This is a genomic window from Micromonospora antibiotica (assembly GCF_017599305.1).
Lineage (GTDB): Bacteria > Actinomycetota > Actinomycetes > Mycobacteriales > Micromonosporaceae > Micromonospora > Micromonospora antibiotica.
The window spans coordinates 280,453-294,092 of sequence record NZ_JAGFWR010000005.1; the positions used below are offsets into that span (position 1 = coordinate 280,453).

Annotated in this window: 17 protein-coding genes and 1 pseudogene; 14 read left to right on the forward strand and 4 right to left on the reverse strand. The window is 70.3% G+C overall.

Going from position 1 to position 13,640, the window contains the following annotated elements:
- Window positions 1-758: 758 nt before the first annotated feature.
- Entirely contained in the window at window positions 759-1,991 is a 1,233-nt protein-coding gene (locus tag JQN83_RS12990) for a helix-turn-helix domain-containing protein (protein WP_208567366.1), read from the reverse strand.
- A gap of 163 nt (window positions 1,992-2,154) precedes the next feature.
- On the opposite strand from JQN83_RS12990, the gene JQN83_RS12995 reads away from it, so the two are divergent.
- The 7 genes from JQN83_RS12995 to JQN83_RS34100 all read left to right on the forward strand — a co-directional run bounded on the left by JQN83_RS12995 (window position 2,155) and on the right by JQN83_RS34100 (window position 7,057).
- Window positions 2,155-2,508, forward strand: a complete 354-nt coding sequence (locus tag JQN83_RS12995) for a dihydroneopterin aldolase (protein ID WP_208567367.1) — start codon at window positions 2,155-2,157, stop codon at window positions 2,506-2,508.
- On the forward strand, window positions 2,505-3,092 hold the full coding sequence (folE, locus tag JQN83_RS13000) for a GTP cyclohydrolase I (RefSeq protein WP_208567368.1): 588 nt from the start codon (window positions 2,505-2,507) through the stop codon (window positions 3,090-3,092). The genes JQN83_RS12995 and folE overlap by 4 nt, the downstream gene beginning before the upstream one ends.
- Window positions 3,089-3,547: a 6-pyruvoyl trahydropterin synthase family protein gene (locus tag JQN83_RS13005; RefSeq protein ID WP_208567369.1), complete on the forward strand. Its 459-nt coding sequence runs from the start codon at window positions 3,089-3,091 to the stop codon at window positions 3,545-3,547. The genes folE and JQN83_RS13005 overlap by 4 nt, the downstream gene beginning before the upstream one ends.
- A complete protein-coding gene (locus tag JQN83_RS13010) occupies window positions 3,544-4,326 on the forward strand; it encodes a hypothetical protein (RefSeq protein WP_208567370.1) in 783 nt (260 codons plus the stop codon). The genes JQN83_RS13005 and JQN83_RS13010 overlap by 4 nt, the downstream gene beginning before the upstream one ends.
- Window positions 4,271-5,191 carry a DUF2797 domain-containing protein gene (locus tag JQN83_RS13015; RefSeq protein ID WP_208567371.1) on the forward strand — a complete coding sequence of 307 codons (921 nt, stop codon included), beginning with the start codon at window positions 4,271-4,273 and terminating at the stop codon, window positions 5,189-5,191. The genes JQN83_RS13010 and JQN83_RS13015 overlap by 56 nt, the downstream gene beginning before the upstream one ends.
- Window positions 5,160-5,810, forward strand: coding sequence for an AAA family ATPase (locus JQN83_RS13020; protein WP_279632736.1), 651 nt, complete (start codon window positions 5,160-5,162; stop codon window positions 5,808-5,810). The genes JQN83_RS13015 and JQN83_RS13020 overlap by 32 nt, the downstream gene beginning before the upstream one ends.
- Before the next feature lie 89 nt (window positions 5,811-5,899).
- Complete coding sequence (locus tag JQN83_RS34100) at window positions 5,900-7,057, forward strand: glycosyltransferase family 4 protein (RefSeq protein ID WP_208567373.1); 1,158 nt, start codon at window positions 5,900-5,902, stop codon at window positions 7,055-7,057.
- Here the strand turns inward: JQN83_RS34100 and JQN83_RS13030 are convergent.
- From JQN83_RS13030 to JQN83_RS13040, 3 genes are all read right to left on the reverse strand, one after another.
- A complete protein-coding gene (locus tag JQN83_RS13030; protein WP_208567374.1) occupies window positions 7,054-7,542 on the reverse strand; it encodes an NUDIX hydrolase in 489 nt (162 codons plus the stop codon). The two genes, JQN83_RS34100 and JQN83_RS13030, sit on opposite strands and share 4 nt — an antisense overlap.
- Before the next feature lie 78 nt (window positions 7,543-7,620).
- Window positions 7,621-8,175 (reverse strand): GNAT family N-acetyltransferase, encoded by a 555-nt coding sequence (locus tag JQN83_RS13035; RefSeq protein ID WP_208567375.1) that lies wholly within the window; start codon window positions 8,173-8,175, stop codon window positions 7,621-7,623.
- Window positions 8,172-8,960: a GntR family transcriptional regulator gene (locus JQN83_RS13040; RefSeq protein ID WP_208567376.1), complete on the reverse strand. Its 789-nt coding sequence runs from the start codon at window positions 8,958-8,960 to the stop codon at window positions 8,172-8,174. The genes JQN83_RS13035 and JQN83_RS13040 overlap by 4 nt, the downstream gene beginning before the upstream one ends.
- 128 nt (window positions 8,961-9,088) lie before the next feature.
- On the opposite strand from JQN83_RS13040, the gene JQN83_RS13045 reads away from it, so the two are divergent.
- The 7 genes and pseudogenes from JQN83_RS13045 to JQN83_RS13075 all read left to right on the forward strand — a co-directional run bounded on the left by JQN83_RS13045 (window position 9,089) and on the right by JQN83_RS13075 (window position 13,636).
- On the forward strand, window positions 9,089-9,331 hold the full coding sequence (locus JQN83_RS13045) for a hypothetical protein (RefSeq protein WP_208567377.1): 243 nt from the start codon (window positions 9,089-9,091) through the stop codon (window positions 9,329-9,331).
- 351 nt (window positions 9,332-9,682) lie between these two features.
- On the forward strand, window positions 9,683-9,961 hold the full coding sequence (locus JQN83_RS13050) for a hypothetical protein (protein ID WP_208567378.1): 279 nt from the start codon (window positions 9,683-9,685) through the stop codon (window positions 9,959-9,961).
- Window positions 9,958-10,188, forward strand: coding sequence for a hypothetical protein (locus JQN83_RS13055; RefSeq protein ID WP_208567379.1), 231 nt, complete (start codon window positions 9,958-9,960; stop codon window positions 10,186-10,188). The genes JQN83_RS13050 and JQN83_RS13055 overlap by 4 nt, the downstream gene beginning before the upstream one ends.
- Window positions 10,185-10,925 carry a GOLPH3/VPS74 family protein gene (locus JQN83_RS13060; RefSeq protein ID WP_208567469.1) on the forward strand — a complete coding sequence of 247 codons (741 nt, stop codon included), beginning with the start codon at window positions 10,185-10,187 and terminating at the stop codon, window positions 10,923-10,925. The genes JQN83_RS13055 and JQN83_RS13060 overlap by 4 nt, the downstream gene beginning before the upstream one ends.
- 131 nt (window positions 10,926-11,056) lie before the next feature.
- Window positions 11,057-11,233 (forward strand): hypothetical protein, encoded by a 177-nt coding sequence (locus JQN83_RS13065; protein ID WP_208567380.1) that lies wholly within the window; start codon window positions 11,057-11,059, stop codon window positions 11,231-11,233.
- Window positions 11,234-11,465: 232 nt separating this feature from the next.
- A pseudogene (locus tag JQN83_RS13070) lies at window positions 11,466-12,961 on the forward strand (APC family permease).
- Window positions 12,962-12,979: 18 nt separating this feature from the next.
- Window positions 12,980-13,636: a GNAT family N-acetyltransferase gene (locus JQN83_RS13075; RefSeq protein WP_208567381.1), complete on the forward strand. Its 657-nt coding sequence runs from the start codon at window positions 12,980-12,982 to the stop codon at window positions 13,634-13,636.
- The last annotated feature ends 4 nt before the right edge of the window (window positions 13,637-13,640 follow it).

Consider the following 13,640-nt stretch of genomic DNA (forward strand, 5'->3'; position numbering starts at 1 on the left):
ACAGCGATGAGTGGATCCTGCCGCTCCGACCGCCGAACACTTATCAACTTTTACCGACCGTCATGCTCTGAGGCTTGTCATTGATCGTCGCTTCTTGCCACTGGGCTGCATGAACGTCGCCGGATCACGGCCACTGCTTGTCACCGGTGGTCACGCCTAGAGGGAGTTTTCGGGTAAACGGGGGCATGAGCCGGTGCCCCGTGTCCCTTGCGCCGAGGGAACGGGATGCTGGCACACCGGTTGGTGCAGCCGGGGCACCTCGGCCTACATGGCAAGGACTTGGCGCAAATCGCCGCCCCACCGGGTCGGGTCTGCAGCTGCCCAGCCGGCGGCAGCTCGGATGCGAAGCGTCAGCGAGGGGCGGGGACGCCACGGTGGCCACCGCCATGAACCAGGACGGGTCTTCTGCGCCGTAGGACTTCGCCAGCGGGTGTAGAACCGCCGACGTCATCGGAGACCCGGTCGGCACACTGGTGATGGTGCACAAGCCGCCCCGACCCCGATTCCGGCTCTCGTTGCTCGCGGAGGACTGCTCGCAGTCGTGCGCGTGCGTCCCCGTCCGCAACCCTCAGAAATCATTCAGCCGTTGCCGCCATAGTTGTGATCTTGCAGATCGCCGTCGTGGGCAATGCCCCGACCCCGAGGCCCGCGTCGGCTGCGATGCGGCGTAGGTGGACCTATTGGTCTCGGGTGATGCCGGGCAAGGGCTCGCGGAAGCCGAGGGCATCCCAAGCGGCATAACCGTCTTCGGCTCTGTCTCACATTCGTTTTACAGTCCCCTGCGCCGTGACGAACTCCGTCACAGACGCCGCCTTGCGGGCGTGGGGCTGCATACGGCGGGCCAGCCCGGCGAAGCGTAGAGAGAGCCTGCCGGAACGGATGTCGCCTGCTGCCTCCGTCGCTGCGAGCGCGACGCGACCGGCTTCGTCGAACTCGCCGGCATACAGCAGCGCTTCGGCCAGGCTGAGCTGGTCGAGGACGCGGTTGCGGGCCAGAGACACGCCGCGTAAGTCCAGGGCCTGGTTGAGGCGTTCGATGGCCGCGTCGGCGTACCGGTGGTTGGTACGGGCCAGGTCGGTGTAGGCGGCACCGGAGAGGCTGTAAAGCTCCGCTTCGGTGACGTGCTGCGCTGCCCAGTTTGGCGTACCCGTGTTGTCGACACGCGTGAACGCATCCTCGGCGTCGCCCACAGCACGACGCACCATGTCGGCGTCACCGACCTGCGCATACGCCCAGGCTCGGATGCACGACTGGTTGGCGCGGTCGCCCGGGGTGAACAGGTCACCGGCTCGCTTTGCGGCTGCGTCCAGCAGCGACAGCGTCTTCTCGGGGCGGCGCAGTTCGATGTTGTGGCCCGCCATCCGGACCACGGTATGGCCGCCGAGCGCGGTGTTGCCGGCGGCGGTGGCGGCGGACAGGGCGAGCCAGGCGTGCTCGTCTGCACTGCGGTGGTCACCGATGTCGCGGGCGATGTAGGCGCCGAGCCCGGCGAGGTCGGCGATCGCGACGAGCAGCGCGGTTCGGACCTTCGGCTCGGAGGCAGCGGTGTGCATGGCGGCGGCCCGATCGAGCAACTGCGCGGCCGGCTTTTGAACGGCGGCTCCGCCGTGGCGGGACACCCAGCCTCGGTAGACGGCGGTGGTGTCGGTGATGTCGGTGACGTGGTCTATGCCGACTCTGCGGGGCGTTTCCGCCGAGGGGAGGGGCCAGCCGGCTACCGCCATGCCGGCCGCGCTGAGGGCCTGAAGTACCGTTCGCCGCCGCACGTCCTCACCGCCTTCCTGTTCTTCGCTCGCCAGGGCGAACAGTGCGCCGTTGGCACCGAGGGCCTGGTCGAGGCTGGCCGTCATGTCCGGGCCGGGCCGTCGGTGGCCGTTCTCGACCTTGCTCAGGTACCCCTGGTCGCAGGGGACCAGCTCGGCGAGCTGGTGCAGGGAGAGGTTGGCTTCCAGCCTCCGGCGGCGCAGCTCGGTACGGAAATTGTCGCTCACGGTGCTTCGCTCCTTGGCGATATGCCTCGCTGCTGGCATGGGGCAACCCCGTGGGGATCTGATCGCGCACTCGTACGGTCAATCTACACAGCCCGCTACACCCTGATTGCCTCATGTGACCGCGGGGTGGATGGGGTGAACGGTCTCGACCCGGGAGTGCAGAGTGGATCTGATCGAAGTGACGGCGCTACGGCTCCGCTGCATCATCGGCGTACGCGCCGAGGAACGTCGTGACCTCAGCGACCTGGTCATCGACCTGGCCATCGGCACCGAAGCACGGCCGGCTGCCCTCGTCGACGACGTCACGGAGGTGTGGAACTACCGCACCGCCACCAAGGGCGTCATCGCCCTGGTCCAGCAGTCCGAGTACCACACGATCGAGGCGCTGGCAGAGGCGATCGCGACGCACCTGGTGGACGATCACCACGCCCCGTACGCCAAGGTGCGGGTGTCCAAGCCCGGCGCGCTGCGGTTCGCCGACGACGTCGCCGTGGTCATCGAGCGGGGCCACCGGTGACCGCCCCGGCCGTCGTCCGGCCGGACCGGGACCTGGTCGCCGCCGAGGAAGCCGCCCGCGCGTTCCTGGCCGCCCTGGGCTGGGACCTCAACACCCCGTCGACACGGGACACCCCCCACAGGATGGCGAAGGCGTATGCCGATCTGGCTAGCCCGCGTCAGTTTACCCCTACCGCCTTCGACAACGAGGAAGGCTGCGACCAGCTGATCGTGCAGCAGGCGATCCCGTTCGCCAGCGTGTGCGAGCACCACTGTCTGCCGTTCGTCGGCAGCGTGGACTTCGGCTACTTGCCGGGTAGCCAGATCATCGGTCTGTCGAAGTTGGCCCGTGGCGTTGAGCTGTTCGCTCGGGGTCCGCAGGTGCAGGAGCGGTTGACCAGCCAGATTGCGAACTGGCTGGTGGAGACTCTCCGGCCGAAGGGTGTCGGGGTGGTGGTACGCGCGGAGCACATGTGCATGCGGCTGCGTGGTGCACAGGTATCCGGCACGTTGACGATCACGTCGGCGCTGCGCGGGCTTGTGCTCGACGACCCGCGTACCCGGTCGGAGTTCTACTCCTTCGTCAACGCGGGGGCCGGCCGGTGACCGCTGTCATCGTGCTGCGCGGCGGTGAGTTCAGCTTCTGCGCCGCGCACGCCGGCCTACACGCCGACGGCTACGAGCCCTTGCACGGGCACACCTTCGTAGTCACGCTGCGGCTGGCCGGCCAGGCTGACGACAACGGCATGGTGACCGACTTCGGGCCCGTGAAGACGACCCTGCGGAGGGTTATCGCACCGCTGCGACGGCGGACCCTGGTCGCCGGCCGGGCCTCGGGCGTCGACCTGAGCGTGCCCGACCAGGTGCGGTTCGGCGACTACACCCTGCCCGCCCTCGCGGTGGCCGTCCTGCCGGTGGTTAACACCACCACGGAGGCCATCGCCGGTCACCTCCTCGACCAGGTGCTGCTGCACGCCCCGGTGCCCGGACTGCACTGGGCGGAGCTGGACCTCGCGGAGGCCCCGGACGTCTCCGCCACCGTACGCAGGCTGCTCGCATGACCGCCCCGGCGTACCGCGCCAGGGTCGCGGCCCTGCTCGCCTACGTCACCGAGTCCCACCTGATCGGTGCGCACGTCGCGCCGGTCCGCGCCGACAGCCCGTGGGACATCTGGTGGGTCTGCTACCGCGCCCAGACACCGGCGCCCGACCTCGGCCTGCGGGTGTGGGCGCACCCCGGGGCATGCGGAAGGTGCTTCGACACGGCCACCGCCCTGACGCAAGCCGGCCCGGTGCGGCACCCGGACTCGCTGACGCAGAGCCCCTGCACCTGCCTCGTCGACTGGGCGAAGCTGATGCGCGCAGCCGGCGGCGACACCGACTGGCCGCCACTGCGCACCAGCGTCGCCATGGTCAAGCCCGGCGGCGACGCACCCGCAGTGCTGCAGGCGCTCAGCCGCGACCACCTGGTCACCGCCGTCACCACGAGAACGTTGACGGCCACCGATGCCAGAAGGCTCTACCCCGACGCGTACGGCGCAGAGTACGTCGCCCGGCAGGACGACTACCTCACCAGCAGCCCGGTCACCGTGTACGCCCTGCTGCTCAACGGCGATGCCGCCCGGAACCCGAAGGACCTCAAGCTGGGCATCCGGGCACAACTCGCCGACGGCGACGTGTTGCGCAACCACCTGCACATGCCGGACTCTCCGGGGGACGCGCTCTGCGACCTGGCCCACCTGATCAGCGAAAACACCCGCGACGACCTGTACGGGAGGTACGACCGTGTCGCAGCCGAGCACCGGATTGCTCGCTACCGGGACTGTCTGGACTTCGGGTAGCGCCACGCTGGCGCTCGCCGCGTCCGACGGCACGATCCGCCAGCAGCCGCTCTCGCTCGGCCAGCTCGTCGGCTGGAACCTGCACGGGCCGCGCCGCTGCATCGGCACCTGGAACGGCGAAACCCGGCGGCAGCAACTGTGCCCCCACCGACACCCCATCGAGGTGGACGCCTCCGCCAGCCAGTGCCCGCCCTGCCAAGCAGCAGACCCCGGCCGCCGGTTCGCCAGGGGTGACGATCTGACCGACCCTCGCACCTTCGGGCTGTACCTCGCCTGGTTCGCGCCCGGCCTGATCAAGGTCGGTCTCACCGCCGTCGACCGCGGCAACGACCGGCTCACCGAGCAGGCCGCCGTCGCCTTCACCTGGCTCGCCGAAGGACCGCTGCCCGCTGTCCGTCGCGCCGAAAGGCTGATCTCTGGGCTCGGCGAGTTCGGCGAATCAGTCCGCCGAGACCGGAAGGTCAGCGCGTGGTGGCACCTCGGCGAGCCGCAGCAGCGCATCGCGCAGCTCCGCGACGCGTGGCACCGCACCGTGCCGCAGATCGCAGGGGACGCGCGGCTCACCGTCGCCAGGCCGCGCATGTGCGACCTGGCCGACACCTACGGCCTCAACACACGGCCATCCTCACCCGCCCGAGAGATCGGGCCGCTTCGCGTCGACGTGACGCTGGTCGGCCGGATCAGCGCGGTCGCTGGCAGCGACCTCATCCTCGACACGATCGCCGGACCGGGCCTGCTGAACACTCGCACGCTCGCCGGCTGGACCCTGACCAGCGCGGACGTACGCGGTGCCGCCGCACCCCCGATGCGCGCCCTGAACCTGGTAGGAACCCATGAGCAGAACGTTCCCGAGACGCTCTTCTAGCCATCACGCCCGACTGGGCCGGCTCGTCGTCCTGGAAGGCATGCCCGGCTCCGGAAAGACCACCACGGCGAACACCCTCGCGGCCGCCGGGTACGCCGTCGTCGGCGAGTACGTCACCCCCGGCGGGATCACGATTCCGGTCCCGCACCATCCGCACGTCGGCGACGACGACGCGCACCAGGCGAACTGGCTCCTCAAGCACCGCCACATCACTTCGGCGTCCCACGGCGGGCCCGTCCTCAGCGACCGTGACTGGCTCTCCGCGCTGGCGTACGCCGCGTCGCTCGGCGACCAGGCGCTCCTGGCCCGCCGCGCGTCATGGGCGTACGGGCACCTGGCCCTCGGCCATCTTGCCGTTCCCGACGCGTACCTCATCGTCGGGTGCAGCCCGGAGACAAGCCTGGCCCGCCGCGCCGAGCGGCTCACCCCCGACCACCCATGGAGCACCCCGTCCAGCCTCGCCCGGCTGGCCGACTTCTACACCGACCCGCCAGCGGCCATCGGCCGCACGCACCCAGCGCTCGCCGCGGAACTACGGGCCGCCTCGTGGCACCGGCTCCCGGCGGTCGACCTCGCCACGATCCGCCAGCACGCCACCAGCCTGCTGACGACACCATGACCCGCCGAACCCTCATCGTTTGCCTCCACGACGGCTTCTACGGAGCAGGCACCGGAGCCGGGTACGCCAACCGGGCATTCCTACGCGCAGTGATCCGGCATCTCGCCCCGGACGTGCAACTGGTGGTCGCCCCGGTCTACCTGAACCCCACCAGCACCGAGTACGACACGGCGTGGGCGGCCGACATCGCGCACACGCTCAGCAGCATCGGCGCGCACGTCGCGCCCCTGCACAACGGCTCCGGCGGCGTCACCCGCTTCGGTGGGCTGGCCGCATTCCAGCACCTCGCCGCCAAAGCCGGCCGGATCCTGCCGGAGATCGCCCCGCCGACCGGCGCACCCCCGGCGATCGTCGCGTTCGACGTGCCCTTCGCTGGCCTCGCGCTACACCTACCCGCGCCGTACCTGCCATGCCTGACGTACGTGCCCCGATCGAGTGCCCTCCAGCATGACCCCGGCAACACCGATCGCATCGACTACGAGCATCGCGGCGTGGCGGCGGCCATCGCCGGTGGTACCCGGATCGGGGTGATCTCCGAACACATGCGAAGGCACCTGAACGACTCCCTGGCGGTGCCGGCCACAGCGATGGTCGACCTTCCCGACGGGCTCACCGTCGACGAGCGCCGCCCACTGCCCCCAGCTGACGACCTGATACCCGCCACCGCCAGAGCCGACTTCCTGCTATCGCTGGGCCGAGCGGAGCCCTACAAGGGCTTCGACGACCTTCTCGACGCACTGGCCCTACTGCGTAGCGATCATCCCGGCGGCCGTCTCCCGCACCTGGTGCTCGCGGCGGTGACCGACGGCGACTCGACCAACGACCACCAGCGGCACCTCGCCAGGCGGATCGCCGACCTGGAACCCGAGGTCACTCTCTACACCCGGTTCGACACCCGGTTGCGCACCCTACTAGCGCATCCCGGCTTGAGGGCGGTGGTGGTGCCGTCGCGACAGGAGCCGTTCGGCCGCATCCCCCTGGAAGCGTTCGCGGCCGGTGCCGCGCCGATCGTGACCACCACCGCCGGCGGCCTGGCCGAACAGGTGACGGACGGGGTCACCGGGTTCACCAGCGAACCGAACCGCCCTGACGCCCTGGCAGCCGCGATCGATCGGGCGCTGGCCACCACCCCGAAGCAGCGGGATCGGATGCGCCAGGCAGGCCAGAACGCGCTGAACTCCCGCTTCAACCACGATGCTGCGGTGGGCCGGTTCCTGGGTGAGGTCGCGCCGTGGGCTGTCCGCTAGTCGATCACGGCCGCCGGTGCCGTCGGCGACCCAACAGGCAGACCCCACCTGGTCGCTGCGACCCGGGCCGCGGCAGCCGCCTGCTCGGCTCCCGAGTCGCCCCACCCGAGCAGGGGAGGAACGTCGACCACCGGAACCAGTCGTCGCCCGAGCAGCCGGCCGCCATCCGGGTCCGGACGGCGCGCGTCGAATCCAACGATCCGCGCTGCCATCCGCAGGTACGCGTGACCGTCGGCCAGCTCATGGCCGAGGAGCACCGGGTCAGTCAGGCGCACCTGGGACTCCTCGGCAGCTTCCCGATGCAGGGTGGCGGCCGGGTCGGCGTCGACCAGCTCGGGGCTTCCGCCGGGGAGGTTGTGGCCGTCCGGGGTGTCCTGCACGAGCACTCGCCCGTGGTCATCGAACAACCAGCCGTAGACCTGCACCACCGTTGCGGTTGGTGCTGGCCGGTCAGCGATCCACCGGAATGGGAGGGTGATGGACATGGCGGCAGGCTACGGGGTGGGCAGGCGCACGTCCTGGAGGCCCGCCGAACTGATCGTGCGGTGGGCGTGACCCGCTGCTCAGGCTCCCTCGGTCTTGAGTCTGCCGCTGACGTACGGCTGCGCCGGCCGCTGGAAGCAGGCACCCGATACCCGGGACTCAACGGTGCGGATGTGCTGGAAGTCCTGCCTGCGGTAGTAGTCGTGCAGCCGAGAGTTGGTCGTCCAGGCGTCCAACCGCAGCCACGTCAGCCCGGCCTCGTACGCCCGGCCGCCAGCCCAGTCCAGCATCTCGCCACCCAGCCCCTCGCCGGCATACCGCAGCGGGATCATCATCTTCGCCGCATACAGCGCGTCGGCCGGGTCGTCCTCCGGATACCACAGCGCCTCGGGATCCCGGTCAGGTTTCCACAAGCCGTCGACGTCGACGTACGCGGTCAGGGTGATCGTAGCGATCGGATCGTTACCGTCCCAGACCATCCATGTCTGCCCGGCGGAGACGGTCGACGCGACGGCGGAGCGCGGTAGGGGTATGGACCACTGCTCCTCGCCCCTCGCTGCGAGCCAGATGGCGCGCTCGCGTCGCCAGCTCATGATGACGTCGACATCGCTCAGTCGCGCAGGCGTGATGATCATCTGGGCTCTTCCTCCGGCCGGAATCGAGCGATGATGCTGGCATCGCCGTGAGTGCTGACGATCCGGTTTCGGTCGCCAGCGAACGGGGTCACGGACACCCGCACCGGCCGCTCCTCGGTGTACCCGGTGCGGATGTAGTGCAGCACCGGCGTGCCGGGCTGCAACCGCAGCAGCGTCGCCTCCTCCGGCGTCGGCATGCGCGAGACGTACTCGTCGTAGTACGCGACCTGCTTGTATCCGCGCTCGGCGAGCAACCTGGTGGTCCCTTGTGGGATATCCCTCGGCGACAGCAGCTCCGGCACCTTCTCGGCCAGGTCCATGGGGTAGTAGGTGTCCTGCACGGACGATGGCTGCCCGTTGACGAACCGGACGCAGCGGCGCAGTACCGCAGCAGACTCCGGTTCCACCTTCAGCCGTTCGGCAAGTTCCCCTGGCAGAACCTCGATGGTCAGCCGAAACTCCTGCGTCGCCTCGTATCCCTGCTGCTCTACTTCCGAGCGCCACGCATCAGTCTCGGCCGTCGGGCCCGGCATCTCCGCACGGTGGGCGTGGAAGGTCAGCGTGACCTTCTCACGGACCAGCATGCCGCCGCTGCGGCCCGGCACGCTCTCGACCAGCCCTTCGTGCACGAGTAGCGCGGTGGCGTCGCGGACGGTGTTGCGCGATACGCCGTACTGCTCCTGAAGCTGAGGCTCGGTCGGAAGCCGGTCGCCCACGCGCAGCGCTCCGGAGACGATGCGTTCCCGGAGCTCGTCTGCGATCTGGCGGCACTTCGGCTGCGCCACGCTCTCACCCTCCCTTATTTCGTCCCAACCAATCTAGCGGGATGGCCTTGACTGTGCCCCATCACACTGCAATGGTTGGTATGATTCCAACGTTACCCACGTTGGTTGATGATCGCCAGGGAGCAGACATGAGCGATGAGGGCAGGCAGGCTACGCCGGCCAGTCTCGAAGCTGGGGACTTCGCGCGGGAGATGGAACGCGTGAATCGTGCGCTCGACAACGTCGGTGTCCTGCTGGCCGGTCTCGACCAGGCCGACAGCGCACGTGCTCTGAGGAACCCGAGCTACTCGCCGCTGCGCACCCTCATCGAGCAGGCCAGAACGTCGGCCGCCCGGGTGACGGAGTACCTGCGGGCACAAGCCCGCCCGTGAGCCGGCGCAGGACCGGCCCCCGTCCCCGCGCGGGGCGGTCTCTGCGCCCATCGGTCAGGGTCCGCACCCCGCACCAGGGAGTGCTCGGACGCGAATCTCACACAGGGAGGTGATGGCATTGACCCGTATCAAGTGGTTCGTTCCTCGGGAGGGGCAGTCGTACCGGCCGTTCGGTATCGATCGGGAGGGCGCGGCCACGCTCTACGGTCACCGGGGCGGTTGGAGCCGAACCGCAGAGGCCACGGCCCAGGACGTGGCACGCGACAACCGCCGATTCTGGGCCAGCCTCAGCCTCCCGACGCAGACTCCCAACCGCCCGAAGCGACGCCGCTGGCGTTGGTGGCCACGCGCATGAACGGCAGCAACCATCCCCCACCCCGGGTCGACCCCGGCACCCTGCTGCAACTCGACGGCGACGACTGGTCCTTCGGCCGCAGCCTCACACCCGGAGTCCACGTCGATGTCGTCCTGGTACGGCTACGCACCGACCTCGCACATCTCAGTGACGAGTGGATGTGGGTCCTCGGCCACCGTCCACAGTGCGAGTACACGCACGTGGAGCAGCACCCGCCCTGCCTGGAACTACGGGTCCGCATCACCGCGCTGCGTCGTTACGGCCCCACACGATGACCGGCACCCACGAGAGCGACCACCCCGGCGCACGGTACGACTCAGCCCGCAGGACGGTCCTGGGCCACCTCGGCCGCACCTGCTTCGAGTGCCGCGACAACGGATGCGCGCAGCACCGCTGGGCCGTCGCGGAGCTGCGCGACCACCCGATCGGCCGTGGCCTCCTCCAACGTCACGGCCTCCTCGACCCCTCCGACGACCCGACCCAGGAAGGCCAGCAGCGGTGACCACCTCCCCCGCCGACGGCGACGAGCACACTCGGCCCGCCCACCACGCACCCGCCCCCGCCCACCGGCCGGCCCGCGCGGTCGCCACCGCACACCGTCAGCCGCCACTGATCGCCAACGACTTCTACTTCCTCGCCCACCACGATCAGACCGGGCAGCCCCGCCTGTTCCACGCCGCGATCTCCCTCGGGCTGGCAGCCGGACTGCTCATGGAGCTGCACTACGCCGGCCGAATCAGCTTCTCCCACGGCGCGGTCCACGTCTGGCGCGACGGCCCCACCCCGGCGGACTGGCTGCAACACAAGATCCTCGACCGGATGCTCACCGAGCCGCAGAACACCCCCGTACGGCAGTGGCTGTCGTACCTCGCCACCACCGCCGAGGAACAGGTCGCCCAGCGTATGACCCAGGCCGGTCTGCTCCGGGAGCAGACGACCGGCCCGAGGTGGCGACGGCGCACCGTCTACGTACCGACGGACATCAACACCGCCGCCTGGCCCTGGGCCCGGCTGTCCCAACAGCTCCGCAACCGCAGCGACCTCTTCGAGCACGACGTCCTCCTCGCCGGCCTGGTCCTACGCACCCAACTGGACATGGCGCTGCTCGACGGAGCCTCCTGGCTCGCCCGTGACTACCTGGCCCGCCTGGTCAGGCAGCTCTGGCCGCCCTGGCCGGAACTGCTCGGCGAACTCGGCGCCGCCGTCGGCGCAGCCGTGCTGAGCCACCGCACCTCCTGAGGGTGCGCGAAGCATCGCCTGCCGCCGATAGCCGGCAGCACCTCATCGATCTCAAGAGACGTTCCATGACCAACGGAGAACCACGCCCACCTCGGGCCTCCACCGGTCGAGACCGCCGGCCGCCGGGACAGGTGGGCGTCATCGTCGGTGTGCTGGTAGCAGCCGCCGTCGCCGCGGACCTCGCCGCGTGCGCCGCCCTCCTCACCAGGCCGTTCGTGGCGGAATCCACGGCCACGCTGGTTCGCCTGCTCCGGCCGCTGCTCAGGCTGTTCATCGACGCAACGGTCCTCACCGGCGGCGGAACCTAGCCCACCGGCCGAACCCCCTGCCCGCCATCCCGTCGCCTGTTCCTCATCGCCCCCGGGGAGTCCCGCCATGCCCGCTCCCGTTCTCCGTCCACCCGCGCCGGGCTCGCCTACGCCTCCGTGACTCGCATCCTGGCCGCATCGCACCCGCCGCCGTGTTCCCGCCCCACCCCACCGCCTAGCCCGCCCCGACCTCCCCCGCCCATCCCCAACCCACCCGTATGGAAGAGAGCCCATGTCCCCCACCTCACCCGACACCATCTCCGCGACCCTGGCACGCGGTCGACTCGGCATCCCCGCCGTCGTGTTCTTCGTGATCGCCGCCGCCGCGCCGCTGACCGTCGTCGCCGGAGGCGCGACCACCGGGTACGCCGTCACCGGTGTCACCGGCATCCCGGTGGCGTACCTCGTGGTCGCCGCCGTGCTCGCGCTCTTCGCGGTCGGCTACGTGGCGATGTCCCGACACATCGTCAACGCCGGAGCGTTCTACACCTAACCTACGTCACCCGGGGACTCGGCCGCCCGGCCGGCGTCGCCGCCGCAGCCGTCGCGCTACTGGCGTACAACGCCATGCAGATCGGCCTGTACGGCGGCTTCGGCGCGGTCCTCGCCCAGTTCCTCCACGACCGGTACGGGTGGGGCGTCACCTGGTGGCTGTGTGCCCTGGCCGCCTGGGCGGCGGTGGCGGTCCTCGGGGTGCTGCGCATCGACCTCAACGGCGCGGTCCTGGCCGTCATGCTGATCGCCGAGTGTGCGGTGGTGGTCGTCTTCGACGCCGTCATGGTCACCCACCCCGCCGGCGGGACCGTCACCGTCGACACCCTCGCCCCGACGCACGTCCTCGCCGCCGGGATCGGCGCGGCGCTGGTCACCGCGATCACCGGGTTCGTGGGCTTCGAGGGCACGGTCGTGTTCTCCGAGGAGACGAAGGACCCGCGCCGCACCGTCGCCCGCGCCACGTACCTCGCCGTCGCGGTCACCGGCCTGCTCTACGGCCTGTCCGCGTGGGCGATGTCGGTCGCCACCGGCCCCGACCGGATCGTCGATGCCGCCCGCGCCGACGGCACGGACCTCATCTTCCACCTGGTCTCCCCGCACCTCGGCGCGAGCGTCGTGACCATCGGCCGGGTCCTCTTCATCACCAGCCTGTTCGCCGCGCTGCTCAGCTTCCACCACACCGTGGCCCGGTACCTGTTCGCCCTCGGCCGGGAACGAGTCGTCCCCGCCCCGTTCGGCCGCACCAGCCGGCGCACCGGCGCGCCGAAGGTCGGCTCGATGACCCAGAGCGGCCTCGCACTCGCCGTCCTCGTCGGCTACGCGGCAGCCGACGCCGACCCGATCGTGCACCTGTTCTTCTGGGTCACCGTCACCGGCGGGCTCGGCGTCCTGATCCTGATGACCGTCACCTCCGCCGCCGTCGTCGGCTACTTCGCCCGGACCAGCCACCACGAGGGCCACTGGCGGGGCACGGTCGCGCCGCTGACCGCCACGCTGGCGCTCGCCGCGATCCTCGCCGTCACCCTCCGCGAGTTCGACACCCTGCTCGGCGTCGACCCGCACTCCCCGCTGCGCTGGCTCTTCCCCGCGGCCTACGCCGCCGCCGCGCTGCTCGGCGCGGTCTGGGCGCTGACCCTGCGCACCACGAACCCGCCCGTCTACGCCGCCATCGGCTTGGGCGCGGACAGCCACACCCTGCCCCTGCGCAACGACCCGATCCGCCAACCGGCCTGACCCCGCGAGGGAGACACCATGCCCGACACCCACACCGTCGCCGTACGTCGAGCGACACCCGAGAACGCGGGGCCGCTGATCGCCGTCCTCGCCGAGGCCTTCCACGACGGACCCGTCGCCGACTGGCTGATCCCCGACCCCGCCGACCGGCGCGTGGTCTTCTACCGCTACTTCAGAGACGCGTTCCAGCACGGCCTGGCGCACGGCCACGTCGACACCACCGCCGACCTGTCCGCCGTAGCGATCTGGTACCCCCGGCTCGACCCACCCCAGAGCCACACCCGGGAACGCCAAAAGGCGCTGGAACACGCCACCGGCCCCTACGCGCCGAAGTTCACCCTGATGGAGGCCATGTTCGACGCCTTCCACCCCGACGAGCCGCACCACTACCTCGCGTACCTCGCGGTCGACCCGGAGCAGCAGAACCGGGGCATCGGGGCCGCCCTGCTCCACGAGCACCACCGGCACCTCGACAAGCTGGGCCTTCCCGCGTACCTGGAGGCCAGCAACACCCGCAACCGGCAGCTCTACCGTCGGCTCGGCTACACCGCCGGCCCACCGCTGATCCTGCCCACCGACGGCCTACCGATCTGGCGGATGTGGCGCGGCCGACAAACCCCCACCGGCCGGTCGCCGTTCCCACCCGCCCCGCAGCCCCGACGGCCGACCCGGTGAACCC

What these genes read in the sequence shown, in the direction of transcription:
- JQN83_RS13030 (WP_208567374.1), bottom strand. Translation starts at nt 7,542, where the DNA reads ATGTCCATCACCCTCCCATTCCGGTGGATCGCTGACCGGCCAGCACCA.
- JQN83_RS13035 (WP_208567375.1), bottom strand. Translation starts at nt 8,175, where the DNA reads ATGATCATCACGCCTGCGCGACTGAGCGATGTCGACGTCATCATGAGC.
- JQN83_RS13055 (WP_208567379.1), top strand. Translation starts at nt 9,958, where the DNA reads ATGACCGGCACCCACGAGAGCGACCACCCCGGCGCACGGTACGACTCA.
- JQN83_RS13075 (WP_208567381.1), top strand. Translation starts at nt 12,980, where the DNA reads ATGCCCGACACCCACACCGTCGCCGTACGTCGAGCGACACCCGAGAAC.
- JQN83_RS13045 (WP_208567377.1), top strand. Translation starts at nt 9,089, where the DNA reads ATGAGCGATGAGGGCAGGCAGGCTACGCCGGCCAGTCTCGAAGCTGGG.
- JQN83_RS13020 (WP_279632736.1), top strand. Translation starts at nt 5,160, where the DNA reads ATGAGCAGAACGTTCCCGAGACGCTCTTCTAGCCATCACGCCCGACTG.
- JQN83_RS13010 (WP_208567370.1), top strand. Translation starts at nt 3,544, where the DNA reads ATGACCGCCCCGGCGTACCGCGCCAGGGTCGCGGCCCTGCTCGCCTAC.
- JQN83_RS13050 (WP_208567378.1), top strand. Translation starts at nt 9,683, where the DNA reads ATGAACGGCAGCAACCATCCCCCACCCCGGGTCGACCCCGGCACCCTG.